General features: G+C 73.4%; 17 protein-coding genes and 1 pseudogene. 8 read left to right on the top strand and 10 right to left on the bottom strand.

The genetic code is table 11. The annotated features are described in order from the left end of the window. The first annotated feature begins 20 nt into the window (after positions 1-20). The 3 genes from ACFV4P_RS01775 to ACFV4P_RS01765 are packed head-to-tail and all read left to right on the top strand — an operon-like array spanning position 21 to position 5,148. Entirely contained in the window at positions 21-716 is a 696-nt protein-coding gene (locus ACFV4P_RS01775) for a WXG100 family type VII secretion target (protein WP_380466188.1), read from the top strand. Next, entirely contained in the window at positions 713-4,825 is a 4,113-nt protein-coding gene (locus ACFV4P_RS01770; protein WP_380466186.1) for an RHS repeat-associated core domain-containing protein, read from the top strand. The genes ACFV4P_RS01775 and ACFV4P_RS01770 overlap by 4 nt, the downstream gene beginning before the upstream one ends. Next, positions 4,822-5,148 carry a hypothetical protein gene (locus ACFV4P_RS01765; RefSeq protein WP_380466185.1) on the top strand — a complete coding sequence of 109 codons (327 nt, stop codon included), beginning with the start codon at positions 4,822-4,824 and terminating at the stop codon, positions 5,146-5,148. The genes ACFV4P_RS01770 and ACFV4P_RS01765 overlap by 4 nt, the downstream gene beginning before the upstream one ends. Positions 5,149-5,300: 152 nt before the next feature. Here the strand turns inward: ACFV4P_RS01765 and ACFV4P_RS01760 are convergent, their stop codons facing one another. Both ACFV4P_RS01760 and ACFV4P_RS01755 read right to left on the bottom strand, forming a co-directional pair. Beyond that, positions 5,301-6,005: a flavodoxin family protein gene (locus ACFV4P_RS01760; RefSeq protein ID WP_380466183.1), complete on the bottom strand. Its 705-nt coding sequence runs from the start codon at positions 6,003-6,005 to the stop codon at positions 5,301-5,303. Positions 6,006-6,129: 124 nt separating this feature from the next. Then, positions 6,130-8,463, bottom strand: coding sequence for a heavy metal translocating P-type ATPase (locus ACFV4P_RS01755; protein WP_380466181.1), 2,334 nt, complete (start codon positions 8,461-8,463; stop codon positions 6,130-6,132). Positions 8,464-8,722: 259 nt separating this feature from the next. On the opposite strand from ACFV4P_RS01755, the gene ACFV4P_RS01750 reads away from it, so the two are divergent. Both ACFV4P_RS01750 and ACFV4P_RS01745 read left to right on the top strand, forming a co-directional pair. Continuing rightward, positions 8,723-9,214, top strand: a complete 492-nt coding sequence (locus tag ACFV4P_RS01750) for a glutathione peroxidase (RefSeq protein ID WP_380466179.1) — start codon at positions 8,723-8,725, stop codon at positions 9,212-9,214. A 135-nt stretch (positions 9,215-9,349) separates the two neighbouring features. Continuing rightward, positions 9,350-9,931, top strand: coding sequence for a hydrolase (locus ACFV4P_RS01745; protein WP_380466177.1), 582 nt, complete (start codon positions 9,350-9,352; stop codon positions 9,929-9,931). Between the two features lie 59 nt (positions 9,932-9,990). Here the strand turns inward: ACFV4P_RS01745 and ACFV4P_RS01740 are convergent, their stop codons facing one another. Beyond that, positions 9,991-10,251: a hypothetical protein gene (locus ACFV4P_RS01740; protein WP_380466175.1), complete on the bottom strand. Its 261-nt coding sequence runs from the start codon at positions 10,249-10,251 to the stop codon at positions 9,991-9,993. A 377-nt stretch (positions 10,252-10,628) separates the two neighbouring features. Between ACFV4P_RS01740 and ACFV4P_RS01735 the strand changes: the two are divergent. Beyond that, positions 10,629-10,727: pseudogene (locus ACFV4P_RS01735) on the top strand (YkvA family protein); the annotation flags it as partial. A 108-nt stretch (positions 10,728-10,835) separates the two neighbouring features. Here ACFV4P_RS01735 and ACFV4P_RS01730 read toward each other — a convergent pair. Both ACFV4P_RS01730 and ACFV4P_RS01725 read right to left on the bottom strand, forming a co-directional pair. Next, positions 10,836-11,405, bottom strand: coding sequence for a GNAT family N-acetyltransferase (locus ACFV4P_RS01730; RefSeq protein WP_380466173.1), 570 nt, complete (start codon positions 11,403-11,405; stop codon positions 10,836-10,838). Positions 11,406-11,502: 97 nt separating this feature from the next. Beyond that, entirely contained in the window at positions 11,503-12,378 is an 876-nt protein-coding gene (locus ACFV4P_RS01725) for a metallophosphoesterase family protein (protein ID WP_380466171.1), read from the bottom strand. A 325-nt stretch (positions 12,379-12,703) separates the two neighbouring features. Between ACFV4P_RS01725 and ACFV4P_RS01720 the strand changes: the two genes are divergently transcribed. Further along, the gene (locus tag ACFV4P_RS01720) at positions 12,704-13,552 is read left to right on the top strand and encodes a lysozyme (protein ID WP_380466169.1); all 849 of its coding nucleotides are present in this window, start codon (positions 12,704-12,706) and stop codon (positions 13,550-13,552) included. Positions 13,553-13,609: 57 nt separating this feature from the next. Here the strand turns inward: ACFV4P_RS01720 and ACFV4P_RS01715 are convergent, their stop codons facing one another. Both ACFV4P_RS01715 and ACFV4P_RS01710 read right to left on the bottom strand, forming a co-directional pair. Further along, positions 13,610-14,557, bottom strand: a complete 948-nt coding sequence (locus ACFV4P_RS01715) for a GNAT family N-acetyltransferase (protein WP_380466167.1) — start codon at positions 14,555-14,557, stop codon at positions 13,610-13,612. Between the two features lie 115 nt (positions 14,558-14,672). Further along, a complete protein-coding gene (locus ACFV4P_RS01710; RefSeq protein WP_380466165.1) occupies positions 14,673-15,584 on the bottom strand; it encodes an aminoglycoside phosphotransferase family protein in 912 nt (303 codons plus the stop codon). Between the two features lie 332 nt (positions 15,585-15,916). Between ACFV4P_RS01710 and ACFV4P_RS01705 the strand changes: the two genes are divergently transcribed. Next, positions 15,917-16,321, top strand: a complete 405-nt coding sequence (locus ACFV4P_RS01705; protein WP_073809766.1) for a peptidase inhibitor family I36 protein — start codon at positions 15,917-15,919, stop codon at positions 16,319-16,321. A gap of 56 nt (positions 16,322-16,377) precedes the next feature. On the opposite strand, the gene ACFV4P_RS01700 is transcribed toward ACFV4P_RS01705, so the two are convergent. From ACFV4P_RS01700 to ACFV4P_RS01690, 3 genes are all read right to left on the bottom strand, one after another. Continuing rightward, a complete protein-coding gene (locus ACFV4P_RS01700; RefSeq protein WP_380466162.1) occupies positions 16,378-17,058 on the bottom strand; it encodes a response regulator in 681 nt (226 codons plus the stop codon). Next, entirely contained in the window at positions 17,055-18,290 is a 1,236-nt protein-coding gene (locus tag ACFV4P_RS01695) for a sensor histidine kinase (RefSeq protein WP_380466160.1), read from the bottom strand. Before ACFV4P_RS01695 ends, ACFV4P_RS01700 begins: the two co-directional genes overlap by 4 nt. 128 nt (positions 18,291-18,418) lie before the next feature. Further along, entirely contained in the window at positions 18,419-20,620 is a 2,202-nt protein-coding gene (locus ACFV4P_RS01690) for an MMPL family transporter (protein ID WP_380466158.1), read from the bottom strand. Positions 20,621-21,014: the final 394 nt, after the last annotated feature.

The raw sequence follows: 21,014 nt of genomic DNA, 5'->3' as shown, positions 1-21,014 counted from the left end.
TACCGACATTGGGGGTGTCGATGGGCGTCGTACTGCCCGACGAGCTGGCGTGGGTCCTTGATCTGATCGGGATCGACTGGCCGAACGTCGATGAGGACGACTACCGCGAAATGGCCGATGCCATACGGCAGTTCGCGAGCGAAATAGACGATCACAGGACAGACCTGCAGCAGGCTGTCGAGCAGATGGCCGGGGAGAACGCGGGCGCCGCGGTGGACGCCTTCCAGGCGCACTGGGGCAAGGTCAACGGCACGCACATCCACCAACTCGCCGAGGGATGCAGGCTGGTGGGAACGGTGCTGGACGGTGTCGCGGTGGTGATCACCGGGGCGAAGGTCGCAGCCATCGTCCAACTGGTCGTCCTGGCCACCGAGGTGATCGCTGCTCAGGCCGCGGCACCGTTCACCTTCGGCCTCTCCGAGGCGGGCGCGATCGGCGCCACGCAGGCCACCCGGATGATTGTCCGCCGACTACTCAAGGAGGCCGAGAGGCAGATCATCGACCAGCTGATGTCGGTGGCCACCGGGCCGATCGTCAGCGCGCTCGGCAGCATGGCGGGCGAACTGGTGCTGCAGCTCGGCGAGGAGGCTCTCGGCATCGGCGACGGCGTCGACCTCGGCCAGGTCGGCCGGGCGGGTCAGCAGGGCTTCAAGGACGGCGTGGACGACTCGCTGGGACAGGTCGGTATCAACCGCGGTACGGGGGCGATGGCATGAGCGACGGTTTCCAGCACAACCACGAGGAGACGGAGAAGCTCGCCGAGCATTTCAAGGCCGGGTCCTCCAAGCTCCTCTCCTCCGGCGACACCCATCTCGGGCGGGCCCGGCACCACTTCGGCCGCACCAAGGGCCGCGGCGGCTTGGCGCGCGCCGCGGAAACGGGCGTCGAGCAGCTGATCGAAAGCATCACCAAGGGACAGCGGACGCTCGGCAAGCACCTGAACGACGTCGGCACCGGCCTGAAGAAGACGAGCGCCAACCACCGCACCCACGAGCAGGAACTGACCCGGACTCTGAGCAGCATCGCGGGCGGGAAGACGACCCCGAAGGGCCCGGGCGGCGGCAGGCCGAGCTACGCCTCCGTCCTGGGCGGCGGCAACGGTACCAACGCACCCAAGCCGGGTCCGCCCAAGCCGGGTCCGCCCAAGCCCGGGCCGAGGCCCGGGCCTCCGCCCATGCGGCTCAACAACACCAAGCCCAAGGTGCAGGGCAAGCCCCTGACGACCCGTCCGGCCAAAAGCGACCCGGTGGACATCGCTACGGGCGACGTGCTGTTCCCGCAGACCGACGTCGGCCTCGACGCCGCGCTGCCGCTCGTAATTTCCCGCACCCACCTGTCCAGCTACCGGCTCGGCGGCTGGTACGGCCCGAGTTGGGCGTCCACGCTGGACCAGCGGATCGAACTCGACGGAGAGGGCGTGCTGTTCGCCGCCGAGGACGGCATGCTGCTGAGCTACCCGGTGCCCGAGCCGGGCGGCGCCGTCCTGCCGGTCGAGGGGCCGCGCTGGCCGCTGCACTGGGACAGCGCCCCAGGTGGCGAGATACGGATCACCGACCCGCACAGCGGACTGACCCGGCACTTCGCCGAGCCCGCGGGCGGCCCGGGCCCGCACGCCCGGGCGGCCGGCACCCTGCAACTGCCGCTGCGCGCCCTCACCGACCGCAACGGGCACCGGGTGGAAGTGGTGTACGGCAGCGGCGGTGTCCCGGTCGAGGTGCGGCACAGCGGCGGCTACCGGATCGGTGTGACCACCGAGGGCCCTCGGATCACCGCGCTTGCCCTGCTGCCCCGCGAAGGGGTCGCGGGCGAGCCGGTCGAACTGGTCCGGTACGGCTACGACGGCAACGGCCGACTGGCGACCGTCACCGACTCCTCCCGGCTCGCCATGAGCCTCACCTACGACGGCTCCGGTCGGCTCACCGGCTGGACCGACCGGGTCGGCTACCGCTACCGGTACGTCTACGACCGGGCCGGGCGCTGCGTGCAGACCCGCGGCGACGGCGGCTACCTGGACGCGGTGTTCAGCTACGACGACGAGCAGCGCGTCACCACGATGACCGACGCGGTCGGCAACCGGACCGTCTACCAGTTCGACGAGGCGGGCCGACTCGAACGCGAGACCTCCCCGCACGGCGCGGTCGCCACGTTCCAGTGGGACCGGTACGGCAGCCTGCTGTCGCGCACCGACCCGCTCGGCCGCACCACCGGCTTCAGCTACGACGAGGCCGGCAACCTCGCGGTCTCCACCCTGCCCGACGGCACCACCAGTAGCGCGAGCTACAACGAGCGGCACCAGGTCACCGAGTTGACCGCGCTGGACGGCGCCCGGTGGCGCTACGAGTACGACGAGCAAGGCAACACCGTTGCCACCGTCGACCCGATGGGCGCCCGGACCGCGTACTCCTTCGACGAGCGCGGCCGGCCCGTCGCGGTGACCGACGCGCTCGGCAACACCAGCCGGGTGACCTTCGACGCGGCCGGCCTGACCACCTCGCTGACCGACTCCACCGGGGCTGCCAGCCACAGCACCCGCGACGCATTCGGGCGGCTCAACACCGTCACCGACGCGCTCGGGAACACCACCTCCTTCGGCTGGACCCTGGAGGGCCGCCCGGCCTGGCGGCAGGACCCGGACGGCGGCCGGCACGAGTGGACCCACGACGCGCAGGGCCGGGTGATCGCATACCGCGACCCGGGCGGCGGCGTCACCCGCGCCGAGTACGGGCCGTTCGGCAAGCTCACCGCCCGCACCGGCCCCGGCGGCGACCGCTGGACTTTCGAGTACGACGGCCAGTTGCGGCTCACCGCCGTCACCAACCCGGTCGGCGACCGCTGGACGTACCGGCACGACCCCACCGGCGGCGTGATCGAGGAGACCGACTTCGCCGGCCGCACCGTCCGCTACGAGCGGGACCTGACCGGCGTCCTGACCGCCCGCATCAACGCCGCCGGGCAGCGCGTCGCGTACGTCCGCGATGCCCAGGACCGCACGGTCGAAATGCACGCCGACAGCCGGGTCACCCGGTACACCTACGACGGCGCGGGCCGGGTACTGACCGTCGGCGACGGGACCACCGGACTGAGCCGCCACTACGACCCGACCGGGCGGCTGATCGCCGAGGAGTGCGAGGGCCGGGTCACCACCTTCTCGTACGACCTGCTCGGCCGCCGCACCGGCTTGCGCACCCCTGGCGGCGCCGAGTCGCACTGGACGTACACACCGATCGGACTGCCCGAGACGCTGACCGGCACGGGCGGGGGCCTGCGTTTCCACTACGACCGGACCGGGCGGGAAGTGCGGCGCGAGTTCGGCAGGGTGGTGTTCGACCGCCGCTACGACACCATGGACCGGCTCACCGGCCAACAGGTCGGCGCGGACGGCCGGTTGGTGAGCGGTCAGAGCTACGCCTTCCGCCCCGACGGAGCGCTCGCCGAGACCACCGACCACCTGCTCGGCGCCCGGACCACCGGCTTCGACGGCCACCACCGGGTCACCGAGCTGACCGGCGCAAACTGGCGCGAGGGCTACCTCTACGACCCGGCCGGCGAGCTGATCGGCCTCCAACTGCCGGGCGCAGGCAACGATTCCGGCGAGCTCACGGTGGCCAACGGCCGGCCGAGGCAGGCCGGGCGCACCTCGTACGAGTACGACGCCCAGGGCCGCTTGGTGCGCCGCACCCGCCGGCTGCTCTCCGGCGGCGAACTCACCTGGCAGTACACCTGGGACTCGCACGACCAGCTCACCTCGGTCGCCCTCCCCGACGGCTCGCTCGCCCGGTACCGCTACGACGCCTTCGGTCGGCGGCGGGCGAAACAGCTGCTGGCCGCCGACCGGGCCACCGTGCTCGACGAGACGCTGTTCACCTGGGCCAACGAACGGCTGGTCGAACAGGTCCGGACCCTCGCCGACCGGCCCGGGCAGCAGGTCACCGCCTGGGAGTGGACCCTCACCGGGCAGCGCCCGCTCACCCAGACCGACTGGCTGCTGCCCGCAGCGGACGCCCCGCAGCACGAGATCGACCGCCGCTTCCACGCCATCGTCACCGACCTGGTCGGCGCCCCGACCGAACTGGTCGACGAGCACGGCACCGTGGCCTGGCAGCAGCGCACCACGCTGTGGGGCCGCCCGCTGCCCGGCGCGATCGAGAGCGTCGACTGCCCGCTGCGCTTCCCCGGGCAGTACCACGACGCCGAGACCGGCCTGCACTACAACGTCTTCCGGTACTACGACCCGGCGACCGCCCACTACCTCAGCTCCGACCCGATCGGCCTCGCCGGCGGCCCGAACCCGTACGGCTATGTGCACGACCCGCGCCGGATCTCGGACCCGCTCGGCCTCGACCCGGACCTGATCGACCTGTACCACGGCACCACCCACAAGGGTGCCACCGGTGTCGAGCAGAACGGCATCAACCCTCAGCACAGCCCCCGCCCGATGGACTTCGGCCACGGCGGCTTCTATCTGACCACCGACCCCAAACAGGCCCACGACTGGGCCAATACCCAGGACGAGCGATACCCGACCCACGGTGGCCCGGCCGTCATGCACTTCCAGGTATCGCGCTCCGAACTGGAGGCGCTGAACGGGAAGCGGTTCAACAACGACCAGGAGCTGGCCGACTTCATCGCCCACCACCGCAACGACCGCTACGGCAGGCAGATGCACGACTACGACAACGTCGAGGGCAAAATGCTGATGAACCTCCGCCCCTGGCAACAGGACAACACCGTGCCAATGCGACTGAGAGGCCATCAGATAGCGTTCTACCAGCAGCCGGGCGTCGACCTGCTGTCCAACGGCTACATAGGAAGGCACCGACGATGAGCGAGTTCCTCATGGAGGCGGACGAGGAGATGCTGGAGTTCTTCTCCCAGATCGCCGACGTCCTGCAGTCCTTCGGCATCACGCGGGCCGAGGCTGTGGCCAGGGTGAACCGCGCCTGGGGGCATCGGAAGTTCGGTCCCTACCCCGACCTGATGTGCCACGAGGACGCCGACTACTGGGCGTACGGCCTCTACTACGACAACGGCAAGAACGACGGCACGTCGGTGCCGTACTGGGAGGACAACCCCGACCGCAGCACCTGGCAGATCGTCCCGCCGCCGCCCGCCGACTCCCCGGCCTGGACACTGCCCCGGGAACCGTAACCGCAAAGCCCTTCGCCGGGGCGGCTGCTGCCACAGGAGCCACCCGGATGCCACGCGCCGCCGGCGGCCGACCGCCGCTGGTCGCCGCCGCAGCGGGGTTCGAGGCGGATGCGAAGGCCCGCACCGCGGCCGTGGCCCGCAACCTCTGGCGCTCAGCGGTGCTCGGGGTTCTCGAAGTCGAACCGGCAGCCGGCGTCCCACTCGGAGCGCTGGTTGCCGTGGGCCGGGATGCCGCCCGCGTCCTTCAGCATCCGCGCCAGGTGCAGCTGGTTCCAGGTCATGAACGTCGTGTTCCGGTTGGTGAAGTCGTTCTCCAGCCCGCCCGAGCCGGGGTCGAGGTACGACGGCCCGGGCCCGGCTTCCCCCACCCAGCCGGCGTCGGCCTGGGGCGGGATGACGAACCCCAGGTGCTGGAGGCTGTACAGGATGTTCATCGCGCAGTGCTTGGCGCCGTCCTCGTTGCCGGTGATCAGGCAACCGCCGACCCGGCCGTAGAACGCGTACTGGCCATGGGAGTTGAGGATCGACGAGCAGGCGTACAGCCGCTCGATCACCTGTTTCATGACGGAGGAGTTGTCGCCGAGCCAGACCGGTCCGGCGAGGGTGAGGATGTCGGCGTTCATGATCTGGGAGTAGAGGACGGGCCATTCGTCGGTGTCCCAGCCGTGTTCGGTCATGTCGGGCCAGACGCCGGTGGCGATGTCGTGGTCGACGGCACGGATCTGTTCGACCTGGACGCCCTGGCGGTGGAGGATGCCTGCGCTGAGGTCGATCAGGCCCTGGGTGTGGCTTCGTTCGGGGGAACGCTTGAGCGTGCAGTTGACGAAGACCGCTCGCAGGTCGTTGTAGCTGGTCATCGCCGTCCGTTCCGGGAGCAGGGCCGAGGAGCCTCATCGCACCATCCGTCCGCCCACCGCCCCGGGACCGTCCGCCGTCCGGCGGATGCCCGGGCGTGGCGGAGTGACAAGAAGACGATCTGTCTCAGGCCGCGCTCAGCGAGAAGTAGTTCTCCTCCTCCTGCGCGAAGTGCAGCCGCAGCACGGAGTGCAGGCCGTAGAGGCAGGCCCGCAGGTCGTCGTGCTGTTCGGGGGCGAGCGCGCCGGCCGTCTCGGCGTGCGCGAGGTGGGTGGTGATGCGGTGGGCGAGCCGGTGGATCTCGGTGTGGGCGCGGCTCATGGTGGCGGTGGTCTCGGGGCCGCCGAGGGCGTCGGCGAGGGCGGGGTAGAGCTCGCGTTCCTCGGCCTCCTCGTGCGGCAGCAGTCGGGTGGTGAGCAGCCGGTCGACGTGCCGGACAGCGACGAGCGCTTCTGCGGAGGAGGACGAGGTGAGCCGGTCGGCGGCCTCCCGGACGGCTTCCAGGACGTCCCGCAGGTCGTCGCGCTCGGCGGCGAAGCGCTGCACCAACTCCTCGGTGGAGGCGTCGATTTCGGGCCCGATGCCGCGGCCGGGGCGCAGCGCGCGCAGGGCGTTGAGGATGACGGCGACGTCGATGAGTTCCTGGAGCAGGGCGCCGGCGGCCGGCGGCAGCAGGCCGAAGGCGGCGAAGCCCATGGCGACGAGGGAGAGCAGCATGCCGCCGAGTGCGGACTGGACGGCGATCCGGCGGGAGCGGGTGGCGATCTGGGCGGCGTCGGCGAGGCGGTCGACGCGGTCGGTGGTGAGGACGATGTCGGCGGCTTCGGAGGAGGCGCTGGCGCCGCGTGCGCCCATGGCGACGCCGACGTCGGCGGCGGCGAGCGCGGGGGCGTCGTTGACGCCGTCGCCGACCATGACGGTGACGGCGCGGGCGCGTTCGGCGCGGACGGCGGCGACCTTGTCGGCGGGCGACTGCCGGGCTCGGACGTCGTCGAGGCCGACCACGGCGGCGATCTCGCGGGCGGGTTCGGGCCGGTCGCCGGTGATCATGAGCAGTCGGGTGACGCCGGCGGCGCGCAGGCGGCGGACGGTGCGGGGGGCGTCGTGCCGGACGGGGTCGCGGAGCAGGACGGCGCCGATGGGGCGGTCGTCGACGGCGACCCAGGCGAGGGCGGCGCCGTCGAGCGCGGCCCGGTTGTCGGCGGCGCGCGCCCATGCGGGGAGGTCGGTGGTGTCGCGTTGGCCGACGGTGGCGGTGCTGCCGTCGGCGAGGGTGGCGACGGCGCCGGTGCCGGGTTGTTCGGAGACGTCGTGGACGGGTGGCAGGGTGAGGTCGCGTTCGGCCGCGGCGGCGGTGATGGCCTCGGCGAGGACGTGCGGCGAGTACTGGTCGACGGCGGCGGCGAGCGCGAGGACCTCGGCGGGGGTGTGGCCGGGGGCGGTGGCGATGTCGAAGGCGTGGGGGCGTCCGGTGGTGAGGGTGCCGGTCTTGTCGAGGCAGACGGTGCGGGCCCGGCCGAGGGTCTCCAGGGCGGCGCCGTCGCGGACCACGACGCCTCTGCGGGCGGCGCGGGAGATGCCGGAGACGATGGCGACGGGTGCGGCGAGCAGCAGCGGGCAGGGGGTGGCGACGACCAGGACGGCGACGGCGCGGACGGCGTCGCCGCTGAGCAGCCAGGCGAGTGCGGCGGCGGCGAGGGCGACGGGCAGGAACCAGGCGGCGTAGCGGTCGGCGAGGCGGATGACGGGGGCGCGTTCGGCGCCGGCCTGCTGGGTGAGGCGGACGATCTCGGCGTAGGTGGAGTGTTCCTCGGTGGCGGTGGCGCGCAGGTCGAAGGCGCTGCCGGCGTTGACGGCGCCGCTCCGGGCGGGGTCGCCGATCCGGCGGGTGACCTGGGCGGATTCGCCGGTGAGGACGGATTCGTCGAGGACGGCGCGGTGGCCGGTGATGCGTCCGTCGACGGGGACGGTCTCGCCGGGGCCGACGACCAGGCGGTCGCCGATCCGGATGTCGGCGAGCGGGACGGTCTCGGTGGTGTCGCCGGTGCGGCGGCGGGCGGTGCGGGGGGCGTGGCGGAGCAGTTCGCGCAGGTCGCGGGTGGCGCGACGTTCGGCGGCGGCGTCGAGCCAGCGTCCGCCGGAGAGCATCAGGGCGATCAGTGCGCCGGCCAGGTATTCGCCGGTGGCGAGGGTGCCGACGAGGGCGAGGACGGCGATCAGGTCGACGCCGGCGCGGCCGCGGCGCAGGGCCTGGGCGACCCACATCAGGGCGGGGGCGACGGCGACGGCGGTGGCGACGATCCAGCACTGGTCGGCGACGCCGTGGGCGCCGGCGGCCCAGGCGATCAGGCCGACGAGGGTGGCGACGGCGACCGCGCCGAGCAGGACGGGTTCGATGCCGCCGCCGCCCAGCAGTTGTCGGGCGCCGCCCTGCTCGCCGGGTGCGGTGTGCGGTGCCATGGGCGTCTCCTCCGCTCGGGCTGCGGCTGTCCTTTCCAGTGCACCTCTCGGCGGGCGGTCCGGCCAGGGCCGTCGGTCCCGGGGCGGGGGGCAGCATGATCCCGGGTCCCGGTCGGGGCCGTCGGTCCCGGGGCGGGGGGCCGCACGATCCCGGGTCCCCCGGTCGGGGGTGCGGGCGGGGTAGGTTCGGGGGCGTTGGTGTTCCCGTCCGGTCTCCCGGGGTGTCCGGGGTCCGGCGTACAGAGGGCAGGTGGGGCAGATGGAGTCGCTGTTCGAGCTTCCGATCCGGACGCTGGCGGGTGAGCCGTCGTCGCTGGCGGAGCACCGGGGCAAGGTGCTGCTGCTGGTGAATGTGGCGTCGAAGTGCGGTCTGACGCCGCAGTATTCGGGTCTGGAGCGGTTGCAGGAGGTGTACGGGGAGCGCGGGTTCACGGTGCTCGGGTTCCCGTGCAACCAGTTCGCGGGACAGGAGCCGGGGTCGGCGGAGGAGATCCAGGAGTTCTGCTCGACCACGTACGGCGTGTCGTTCCCGCTGTTCGAGAAGGTCGAGGTGAACGGGGCGGGGCGGCATCCGGTCTATGCGCGGCTGACGGAGGTCGCGGACGCCTCGGGCGAGGCGGGCGACGTCCAGTGGAATTTCGAGAAGTTCCTGGTCGGCGCGGACGGCGAGGTGGTCGGGCGGTTCCGGCCGCGGACCGAGCCGGAGTCGCCGGAGCTGGTGGCGGCGATCGAGGCGCAGTTGGGCGGCTGACGGCCCGCGGCCCGGAACGGGCCCGGATTGTCCGGTACCGCCTGCGGGCGGCGAAACTGTACAGGTAACCTGCGCAGTGAGACTGGACAGTCCGGGCCCGTTCCGGCTGCCCCCGTTACGACGAAAGGCACTCGCGTGTCCGTCACCGCGCTCGACCCGACCACCGCCCTGGTGGTCATCGACCTCCAGCAGGCCATCATCGCCGTGCCCGGCGACCCGCACCCGATGCGCGAGGTGCTGGAGCGCAACGTCCGCCTCGCCGAGGCGTTCCGCGCCGCACGGCTCCCGGTGGTGCTGGTGCGGGTGTCGTTCGCCGCCGACGGCGCGGACCTACTGCCCGGCCGCACCGAGCAGCCGCGCCCCGGCAGGGCCATGCCGGAGGGCTGGGACACCCTGACGCCGGAGCTGCACGACCCGGCCACCGACGTGGTGGTGACCAAGCACAACTGGGGCGCGTTCCACGGCACCGACCTGGACGTGCAGCTGCGCCGCCGCGGGGTGACGCAGCTCGTGCTGACGGGCATCGCGACCAGCATCGGCGTGGAGTCCACCGCCCGCGCCGCGTACGAGCACGGCTACCACGTGACGACGGCCGTGGACGCGATGACCGACATGGACCCGGAGGCGCACCGCAACAGCGTGCAGCGGATCTTCCCGCGCCTGGGCGAGACCGGCACCACCGAGGAGATCCTCGACCTGCTGGCCAAGACCCGCTGAGACGCGCCGGAACCCGCCCGGGCGTGCTGCCGGGCGGGTTCCGGGGCTCGAAGGCGGGCTCAGGCTTCGCCGGGGTGCCAGGTCGGCCACTGCCAGGGCCGGTCGTCCCAGTGCACCCGGACCGGGTCGTGCGGGTCGAGGTCGGGGAAGTGGTGCTTCACCTCGGGTTCGAACTCCTCGGGGGCGAGCGGCTTCCAGCCCTCGTCCTTGAAGTGGACGAGGCGGTAGCGGCTGTCGGTGCGGAACTCCGCGACCCGCACCAGGGGCTCGCCGGCCGCGCCCGTCCCGTTGCTGGTGGTGGTGTTGCTGGTGGTCGTCATGCCGCCAGCTTCGGCCGCGCCCCGCCGCCGCGCACGCTCGCACCGCCGGTGCCGTCGCAGGTGTCACCGTTCGGCGGCGGGTGTACCGGGAGCGTCACGGCCTCCGGTGAACCGCGGGCGGTCCCGTACCGTGGAAGGCACATCGGAGGGTTCGTCGGGAGGACCGCGTGGGCAAGGGCAAGGCGTCGAAGGGTGCGGCGGCGGCGCGGATGCGCGGGCTGGACGGCCTGGCGGTGACGCGCTCGGCGTGGGGCCTGTACCGGGAGACCCGGCGGCCCGGCGCGCCCGGACTGTCGGCCCGGGTGGGGGCGCTGCCCCGCCTGCTGCGGGACGTGCTGCTGCGCCGCTACCCGGGGGTGGGGCCCGGCAAGCTGCTGGTGCTGGCGTTCGCGGTCGCGGTGTACCTGGTCAGCCCGATCGACGTACTGCCGGACTTCATCCCGGTGATCGGCTGGAGCGACGACACCGGCCTGCTGCTGTGGTTCCTGGTCGGCCTGACCCGGGAGTCCGGCCGGTACCTGGAGTGGGCGCGGCACGGCGGCACTGTCGGCGAGCTTCCCGCCGACAGCTGAACTCCCCTGCCGCTACAGCGACTTGACCAGCTTCTCGAAGCGCAGGTCGGCGCGGAGCGGGATGCCGAACCGCTCGTCGCCGTACGGGAACGGCTCGTACACGCCGGTGCGGGTGTAGCCGCGGCGCTCGTACCAGGCGATCAGGTCGGCGCGCTGCTCGATGACGGTCATCTCCATCGCGGCGACGCCCCACTCGGCGCGGGCCCACTCCTCGGCGCGGGCCAGCACCTGCCGGCCGAGGCCGCCGCCCTGGGCGGCCGGGGAGACCGAGAACATGCCGAAGTAGCCGGTGGCGCCGCGCCGTTCGACGTGGCAGCAGGCCAGCAGGCGGCCGTCCTGCTCGGCCAGCAGCACCACCGACTCGGCGCGGCCGAGGAGTTCGGCGACGGCGGCCTCGTCGGTGCGCCGCCCGTCCAGCAGGTCCGCCTCGGTGGTCCAGCCGGCCCGGCTGGCGTCGCCCCGGTACGCGGACTCGACCAGCGCGACCACGGCCGGCACGTCCTGCGGCCGCGCGGCACGGAAGGCCGGGCCGGCGTCGGGGCCGGCGTCGGCGAGGCGGGAGGCGGTGGGCTCGGCGGTCATGCGGTGCGCTCCTTCGGGTGCTCGAACGGCCATCGTGCCACAACGGCCCCTCCCGACCGCCGGCCCGCTCAGGGCGCGGGCTCGACCGTCGGCCCGGTCAGGGCGCGGGCTCGGCTGCCGGGACGGGCTGCTCGGGCGGGCCCGGGTAGGGGAGGATCTGCCGGAGCAGTCCGCGCGGGTGGCCGCGGCGGCGCCACTCGCGGGGGTAGCCGAGCGAGACCTCTTCGAAGCGGACGTCCTCGTACCAGGTGGTGCGCGGGATGTGCAGGTGGCCGTAGACGACGGCGGCGACGTTGAAGCGGCGGTGCCAGTCGGCGGTGAGTTCGGTGCCGCACCACTGCGCGAAGTCGGGGTAGTGCAGGACGTCGGTGGGGCGGCGGTCCAGCGGCCAGTGGCTGACGAGGACCAGTGGCAGGTCCGGATCGTGTGCGGAAAGCGCTTTCTCGGTGGTCTCGACGCGCTCCCGGCACCAGTCGTCGACACCCGCGTAGGGCGCGGGGCTGATCCGGAACTCGTCGGTGCACACCACGCCGTTCTCGCGGGCGCGGGCCAGCGACTCGGCCTTGGTGCGCACGCCCGGCACCCGGAAGCTGTAGTCGTAGAGCGTGAACACGGGCGCGACGGCGAAGCGGCCGTCCGGGCCGGACCACACCGGGAACGGGTCCTCGGGGGTGGCGACGCCGATCGCCCGGCAGCGTTCCACCAGTTGCCGGTAGCGTTCGGGCGCGTCGACGGGCTCCTGGTCCTGGGTGGTGGTCCACAGTTCGTGGTTGCCGGGCGTCCAGACCACCTTGGCGAAGCGCTCCGCGAGCAGGCCCAGGGTGTCCGCGACGACGTCGACCTGTTCGGCGACGTCACCGGCGACAATCAGCCAGTCGTCCGGGCCGGTCGGTCGCAGCGCGTCGAGGACGGGCCGGTTCTCGCTGACGCCGACGTGGAGGTCGCTTACCGCGAGCAGGCGTGAATCCGCCACCGCTCCCCCAGTTGTGTGTCCGCCGACCGGTCGGCCGGGCCCGCCGACGCATCGGTGCGGATACGTCGGCGCATCCCGGCAGTGGGACGCGCGTTGACACGCTACCGCCGGGTGGTCGGCGACGCCAGCACGAGCCCGTCCCTGTCGGTGCGTCAACATCCGGTGGAACCCCAGGTGTTCGGTAGTCACACCTATGTTTGTTCGCTCTACATACCTTCTGACGATGTGTTGTTTCAACACTCTGTTGACTGACGGGTCCATGACTATATGTTCTCCGCGGCGACCGAATACCGGCCGCCGCCCTTCACCCCACTGAGGACTCGTCATGCCCGCTTCCGGCACCAGCCGCACGTTCCGCCGCGCCGCCACCGCGGTCGCGTCCGCCGCCCTGCTGGTCGGCGCGGTCGCCGCCGCCGCACCGGCCCAGGCCGCCAAGCCGAGCACCCCCGCCAACTTCCACCCCGAGCTCGACCACGCGGGCTCCACCGTCGTCGCCCACGAGGGCCGCGGCGACGCCGCCCCGAACGGCATCGCCGCACTGGCCGCCACCCAGACCAAGGGCATGGACGTCTCCAACTGGCAGGGCAGCGTCGCCTGGAGCACCGCCTACGCCAACGGCGGCCGCTTCGCCTACGTCAAGGCCACCGAGGGCACCACCTACACCAACCCCTCGTTCGCCCAGCAGTACAACGGCTCCTACAACGCCGGCATGATCCGCGGCGCCTACCACTTCGCGCTGCCGAACGCCTCCTCCGGCGCCACCCAGGCCGCGTACTTCGTCGCCCACGGCGGCGGCTGGTCCAAGGACGGCAAGACCCTGCCGCCCGCCCTGGACATCGAGTACAACCCCTACGGCGCCACCTGCTACGGCCTGAGCCAGGCCGGCATGGTCAGCTGGATCCGGGACTTCTCCAACACCGTCCACACCAAGACCGGCCGCTACCCGGTGATCTACACCACCACCGACTGGTGGACCACCTGCACCGGCAACAACAGCTCCTTCGGCGCCACCAACCCGCTCTGGATCGCCCGCTACGCCTCCTCCGTCGGCACCCTGCCGGCCGGCTGGTCGTACCAGACCATCTGGCAGTACGCCGACTCCGGCACCCTGCCCGGCGACCAGAACTGGTTCAACGGCGCCCTGGACCGCGTCCAGGCCCTCGCCAACGGCTGACGGCCCCCTGCCCGCGACCGGATTCCACCCCGCTCCGGTCGCGGGCGGACCGGCGGCTCACCCGACCGGGACGATCAACTCCCAGCTGTCGACGGCGAAGTCGAGCACCATCCCGTGGTCGCGGTACAGCGCGGGCGCGCCGGTCGCGTTCTCGGTGTCCACCCCCAGACCGACCCGGGTGCGGCCGCGCTCGGCGTACACCGCGAAGAAGTACCGCAGCAGGAAGCCACCCAGGCCCCTGCCGCGCACCGCCTCGCTCACCCCGATGTGCGAGGCCCACGCCGCGTCCGACCGGTCGTCCCGGGTGCGCAGCACGGCCACGTCGCCGAGCCCGTCGAGCTCGGCTATCCACACCAGCGACCAGTCGGCGCTGTCCGCACCGGTGTCCGCGCACCACTTCTCGTAGCTGCGCGGCTGGAAGTCGTAGTGGCCGACGAAGGTCTCGTGGATCAGCCGGTGCACGGTGCGCCGGTCGTCCTCGGTGCTGCACGCCCGCACCCGCACCCCCGCCGGGGCGTCCGGGAACGGGTCCGCCTTCGGGTCGACCTCCCGGGTGAGCGCGTGGTGACGGCGCACCTGCCGCCAGCCGCGACCGGCCAACGCGACGGTGTCGAACGTGGGTCGGGCGCTCAGCATCAGGTGCAGCACGGCCCGGTCGGCCCCGTTGGCCCGCGCGTGCTCCGCGCCCCGGGCCTCCATCAGCTCGAACAGGTGCAGCCCCGCCTCGGTGTGGCCCGGCAGCATGTACTGGTCGAGGTCGATCCGCTCCCCCGCCGAACGGTCACGCACGACGCCGTACCCGATCAGCCGCCCGTCCGCGTCGTTCAGCAGCCACGAGTCCCGCGCCAGGTCCATCGACGGGTGCCCGAGGTCCTCCTCGACCTCCGCGAGATCGGTGAACGCCCGCCCCACCTCGATCTCGTCCACCTGGTTGAGCAACGCGCACACGGCCTCGGCATCCCCGCGTTCCGCCGCCCGCACCGTCCATCCCTCCGGAAGCGCCACGCTCCCCCTCCTTCGCCGTCGGATCCGCAAACCCGGCCTTTCTACCGCCTCAACACCCTTGGGCGAAAAGGATTTTGAGCGCCGCGCCGGGGGTGTCTGCCGGGGGCCCGCCGTGTCACGCCGCGTCGAGCAGCCGTTGGATCGCGGCCTGCGCGGGCGGCAGCCAGCTGGGCTTGCCGCCCGGGCGGCCCGCGCGGCCGGCCTCGCCGATGAGGAGGCCGCCGAACGCGCGCAGGACGGCCCAGCCGCGGGCGCGGCGGCGGGTGGCGGGGTCGGCGGCGGGGCGGTAGGCGTGGTGGAAGCGGTCCCGGGCGTCGGCGGGGAGCAGTGTCCACGCGGCGGCGAGGTCGCAGGCGGGGTCGCCGGCGCAGAGGTCGCCGAAGTCCACGACGCCGCTGTAACTTCCGTCTGCGGTCAGGAGGTTGGCGGGGTGCAGGTCGCCGTGCAGCCAGCTGCGCGGGCCGGTCCAGGCAGGTGCGGCGAGGGCGTCGCGCCAGAGGGCGCGGATGCCGTCCGGGTCGGTGATCAGGCCGAGGCGGGTGGTCTCGGCGAGGCCCTGCTCGAACGACCGGTCGTGCTCGGCGAGCGGGCCGCCGCGCCCGCGTCCGGCCGGGGCCTCGGCGGGGGCGGGCCGGTGAAGGGCCGTCAGGAACCCGGCCAGGGCGTCGGCGGCGGCCGCACCGTCCGTGACGGGGGCGCGGTCGGCCGGTTCGCCCGGCACCCAGGTGGTGACCAGCCAGGGCCGGGGGAACGCCGCGCTGGGCTCGCCGAGCCGCTGCGGCACCGGCACGGGCAGCGGCAGGTCCGCCGCCAGTGCGGGCAGCCACGCGTGCTCCTTGCGCAGCAGTGCGTCCGCGTCGCCGGTGGCCCACGGCATCCGGACGGCAAGGTCCTCACCGAGCCGCCACAGCTGGTTGTCCCACCCGAACGCCCCGAACCGGACCGGGAGTTCGGCCAGATCGGGGTGCTGTTCGCGCAGCAGACGGGTGATCAGTTCGCCGGTGATCCCGGACTCCTCGATGCTCATGCCCGCCCACGCTACGCCCCCTCCTCCGCGCCACCGGGCGCACTCCCCCGCTGCTACGCCGGGTGACGCCCTCCGTCCTCGGGGCGGACGACGGCCACGGGCGCTGCGGTGTGCTCCGGCCCGCCCGCCGAGCGGGGCCGCGCGCTCCTTGCCGCACCCCGTCATGTCATTAGGATTTCCCCAAGTCGCTTTGTGCGACCGCAGGTTGTGAGTCCGAAGAGCCGCCGCCGACCGAACGAGCGCGCCGTCGCCCGGGCGTCACCGACCGCAGGCCGCAGGGCCGCGCGCCATCCTCCCCGTCCGCCCGTCGTCCAGGAAAAGAGCCACGCACCATGTTCCGACGCGTCGCACCGGCCCTCGCGGCCGGTCTCATCGCCACCACCCTCGGCTTCGCCCCGACGGCCGCCGCCGCCGACACCGCGAGCACCGCCCGCACGGCCGCCGTCCGGTCGTACGACCACTGCCGCACGGGCTACTTCTGCATCTACAGCGACTGGGGCGGCGGCGGCACCCAGTGCTCCTGGGCGTCCTGGCAGTACCCGCGGGTCGCCAACACCGCGGACATGTGTTCGTTCATCCGCAACGGCCACCCCGTGCGCTCGGTCGCCAACCGGACCGACCACCGCGTCCAGTACTACACCGGCACCAACTACAACCACCGCGTCGGCTCCACCACCTCCGGCGGCGCGGGCAACCTCCAGGGCAGCTACCAGATCCGCTCCTTCCGCCCCCAGTAGCCCGCACCCCGGGGGGCCCGTGCCGGTGCACCCGCACCCGCACGGGCTCCACGCCGTCAGGCGGGGCGGCCCGGCGGGACCAGGCCGCACTGGTAGGCGAGCGCGACCAGTTGGGCGCGGTCGCGGACGTCCAGCTTGGCCATCGCCCGGTGGACGTGGGTGCGGACGGTGAACGGGCTGACGAAGATCCGCTCGGCGATCTCCTCGTTGGTCAGGCCGGTCGCGGTCAGCGCCATCACCTCGCGCTCGCGGGCGGTGAGCACCGCCAGCCGCTCGGCGCCGGCCGGCGCCCCGGCGGCCGGGCCCGGCTGGGCGCGGAACCGGTCGATCATCGCGCGGGTGGCGGCGGGCGACAGCAGGGCGTCGCCCACCGCCACGGTGCGGATCGCGGCGAGGAGCTCCGCGGGCGCCGCGCCCTTGCCGAGGAAGCCGTCGGCGCCCGCGCGCAGGGCCTGGGCGATGTACTCGTCGATCTCGAAGGTGGTCAGGATCAGCACCCGGGTGCCGGACAGCTCCTCGCTGCCGCAGATCTCCGCGGTCGCGGCGAGACCGTCGCCGCCGGGCATCCGGATGTCCATCAGCACCAGGTCGGGCCGGGTGGCGCGGGCGCACTCGACCGCCTCGCGGCCGTTGGAGGCCTCGCCGACCACCTCCATGTCGTCCTCGGCGTCGATCAGCATCCGGAAGGCGCCGCGCAGCAGGGCCTGGTCGTCGGCGAGCAGGACGCGGATGGTCATCGGGGGGAGTCCTTTTCCTCGGGGTCGGCGAAGGCGGGGGTGTCGCGGCTGCCGGTGCGCAGCGGCAGGTCGGCGGTGACCAGGAAGCCGCCGTCGGGGCGGCGGTCCGCGGTGAGCCGGCCGCCGACCGCGCCCGCCCGCTCGCGCATGCCGATCAGGCCGAAGCCGCCGGGGCCGTCCTGGCGGAGCGGGGCCGGCACCGGCCGTCCGAGCCCCCGGCCGTTGGCGACGGACAGGGCGATCCGGCTGCCGGTGTAGGCGAGGGTGACCTCGGCGTCGGTGCCGCGGGCGTGCTTGGCGACGTTGGTCAGCGCCTCCTGCACGATCCGGAACGCCGTCAGGTCGACGCCCGGGGAGAGCGGGCGGGGCTCGCCCGCGACGGTCAGCCGGACCGGGACCCCGGCCTGTTCGAAGGCGGTGAGCAGGTCCGGCAGCCGGTCGAGGCCGGGCGCGGGCTCCAGCGGGGCGGGCTCCTCGGCGCGGCGCAGCAGGCCGACGGTGGCGCGCAGTTCCTGGAGGGCCGAGCCGGTGGCGTCGGTGAGGTGGCTGAGCACCTCGCGGGCCCGGTCGGGGTGCCGGTCCATCAGGTGGACGGCGATGCCGGCCTGGGCGTTGGCGAGGGCGATGTGGTGGGCGACCACGTCGTGCAGGTCGCGGGCGATCCGGATGCGTTCGTCGGCGACCCGGCGGCGGGCCTCCTCCTCGCGGGTGCGCTCGGCGCGTTCGGCGCGCCGCTCGATCGCGGCCAGGTGGGCGCGGCGGTTGCGGACCGAGTCGCCGAGGGCGCCGGGCAGCAGCGCCCAGGCGAGGACGCCCAGCCGTTCGCCGACCGGACCGTCCGGGCCGAAGGCCAGCGCGGTCACGGCAAGCAGGACGGCGCTGGCGACCGAGGCGCGCAGCGCGGTGGAGCGGTCGGTGCGGACGGCCAGCAGGTACAGCGCCGCCAGCAGCGGCGCGGCCAGGGCGACGGTGAGCCGGGCGCTGGTCACGCCCAGCGCCATGGTGCACGCCAGGGTGGCGGCGACCACCGCCCGGGGGTGGCGGCGGTGCAGGAAGACGGCGGCGGTGGAGGCCGCGGCGATCAGGACGGAGGCCGCGCCGGGCAGGAAGAAGTGGCCGTTGTTCTGGTCGGCGCTGACGCCCTGGGCGACGACCAGCAGCAGCCCGGTGCCGCCTGCGGCGTCCAGCAGCCGGGGGTGGTCGCGGCGCAGGCGCTGCCACAGGTCGGTCATCACGGGGCCTTGGTTCTCGAAGTGGGGGGTGTGCGGCGGCGGGACCGCCCGGGTGGGGCGGTCCCGCTCTGCAACGGTAACGTTCCGGGCCCGAACCACCGTCCGGGCCCGGAACGCGGTGATGCAGGTCAGACGGTCACGGGCTGCCGGTCCTCGGCCGTCTCGTCGGCTGCGGACTGCAACTTGGCGCCCTCGACGTCGATGTCCGGCAGGACCTTGTCGACGCTCTTCGGCAGCCACCAGGCGCGGCGGCCGAGCAGCGCCAGCACCGCCGGGACGAGCGCCATCCGGACCACGAAGGCGTCGAGCGCGACGGCGGCGGCGAGGCCCAGGCCCATCATCTTGATCATCGGTTCGTTCATCCCGATGAAGCCGGCGAACACCGAGATCATGATCAGCGCGGCGGCGGTGACCACCCGGGCGTTGTGCCGGAAACCGGTGACGATCGCCTCGGAGGGGCTCTCGCCGTGCACGTACGCCTCGCGGATCCGGGTGACCAGGAACACCTCGTAGTCCATGGCCAGGCCGAACACCACGCCGACCATGAAGATCGGCATCATGCTCATCACCGGCCCGGTCTGGTCGACGCCGATCAGGTCGGCCAGCCAGCCCCACTGGAACACCGCGACCACGGCGCCGAGCGCGGCGGCCACCGAGAGCAGGAACCCGACCGCGGCCTTCACCGGGACCAGCACCGAGCGGAACACCAGCAGGAGCAGCACGACGGCCAGGCCGACCACCACGGCGAGGTAGGGCACCAGCGCGTCGCTGAGCTTCTGCGACACGTCGATGTTCATCGCGGTGGTGCCGCTGACCAGCACGGTCGCGCCGGTGGCGGACTTCAGGCCGGCCGCGTCGTCGCGGATCGCCTGGACCAGGTCCTTGGTCTTCGCCTCGGCCGGGCCGGTCTCCGGGACCGCGTTGACCAGGGCGGTGTCCCCGGCCGGGTTGAAGATCGGCGGGGCGACCGCGACCACTCCGGGCAGGCCGGAGACGGTCTTGGCGACCTGCTCGGCGGCGGCCTTCGGGTCGGGCGTGCCCTTGGCGTCGACCACGACGGTCAGCGGGCCGTTGAAGCCCGGGCCGAAGCCCTGGGACAGCAGGTCGTAGGCGCGGCGCTCGGTGGTCGAGGTCGACTTCGCCTCGTCGCCGGGCAGGCCCAGGCGCAGGTCCAGCGCCGGGGCGGCGATCACGCCGAGGCCGATCACGCCCCCGATCAGCACCAGCAGCGGGCGGCGCAGCACGAACCGGGCCCAGCGGGCGCCGCCGTTGTCGCCGGCCGCCCGGCGGGCGCCGTTCGCGGCGGCCTTGCGTTCCTTGCGGGGCAGCACCTTGCGGCCGATGAAGCCGAGCAGCGCGGGCACCAGGGTCAGCGCGACCAGCACGGCGACGACGACCGTTCCGGCGGCGGCCATGCCCATCTTGGACAGGATCGGGATGCCGACCACGGACAGGCCGGCCAGCGCGATCACCACGGTCAGACCGGCGAACACCACGGCCGAGCCCGCCGTGCCGACGGCCCGCCCGGCGGCCTCGCGCGGGGCGCGGCCCTCGGCGAGCTCCGCCCGGTAGCGGGAGACGATGAACACCGCGTAGTCGATGCCGACCGCCAGGCCGAGCATCATCGCCAGCGTGCCGGTGGTGGAGGACAGGCCGAGCGTGCTGCCCAGCGCGGTGATCAGCGCCATGCCGAGGCCGACGCCGACCACGGCGGTCAGCAGCGGCAGGCCCGCCGCGACCAGCGAACCGAAGGTGATCACCAGCACGACGGCGGACAGCGCCATGCCGATCGCCTCGCTGCTGCCGCCCGCCTCGCCGTGGCTGGCCAGCGCGGTGCCGCCCATCTCGACCTTCAGCCCGGCGTCCCGGCCGTGCTGCGCGGCCTGCTCCAGCGCGGCGGTCGCCTCCCCGGACAGCTCGCCGGCCTTGGCCGAGTAGCTGACGGTGGCGTACGCGGTGGTGCCGTCCTGGGAGACGGTGTGCGCCTGGAACGGGTCGACCGCGCCGGTGACCTCGGCGGCGTGCGCCAGCTCGCCGACCGTCTTCAGCACGATCTGCTGGTTCGGCTCGGCGGTGATCTTCTGCCCGTCGGGGGCAACGAACACGATCCGGGCCTGCGCGCCGTCCGCGTGGCCGCCGGGGAAGCGCTCGTTCATCAGGTCGAAGGCCTGCTGCGCCTCCGTGCCGGGTATCGAGAAGCCGTCGGCGGGCGGGGCGGGCGCCTTGGCCGCGAGCACTCCGCCGACGGCGAGCACGGCGACCCACAGCAGGGTCACCAGCTTGCGCCGGTCGAAGGCCCAGCGGCCCAGGCAGTACAGGAACGTGGCCACGGGGGTGCGGCCTCCTTCGGGTCGGTGCACGGTCGCGGAACACGCCGCGGGCGGCGCCGCGCACCGGTTCCCGGCGCGGTCCGCCCACAGCGTGTTCCATCGTTCGTCACCGCCCCCACCTGCGTCGTCGTCCCTATGCAGGCTGCTGTGTACTGCGTCCGCAGTAGGTCTCCGACCGCCCGGTCCTCCCTCCGGCATCTGACGGACCGCCACCCCCGGCGTTCCCCGGCCTCTGCACCCACCCGACCGATACCGGGGAACGCAAAACGGCCGGGGGGTAACGCAATGAGTGGGGTAGAACCGCCGGCAGTTGGGGGGTGTCGCGTTGGGGGGGGGGGGGGGTTTTTACCCCACCCCCGGTAGGGGCCAGGGACCAGAAAACAGCGGGGCGGGC

Origin of the sequence: Kitasatospora sp. NPDC059795, assembly GCF_042732175.1 — a bacterium.
Lineage (GTDB): Bacteria > Actinomycetota > Actinomycetes > Streptomycetales > Streptomycetaceae > Kitasatospora.
The sequence above is the reverse complement of the archived record's forward strand: the minus strand, read 5'-3'. Positions and strand labels throughout refer to the sequence as shown.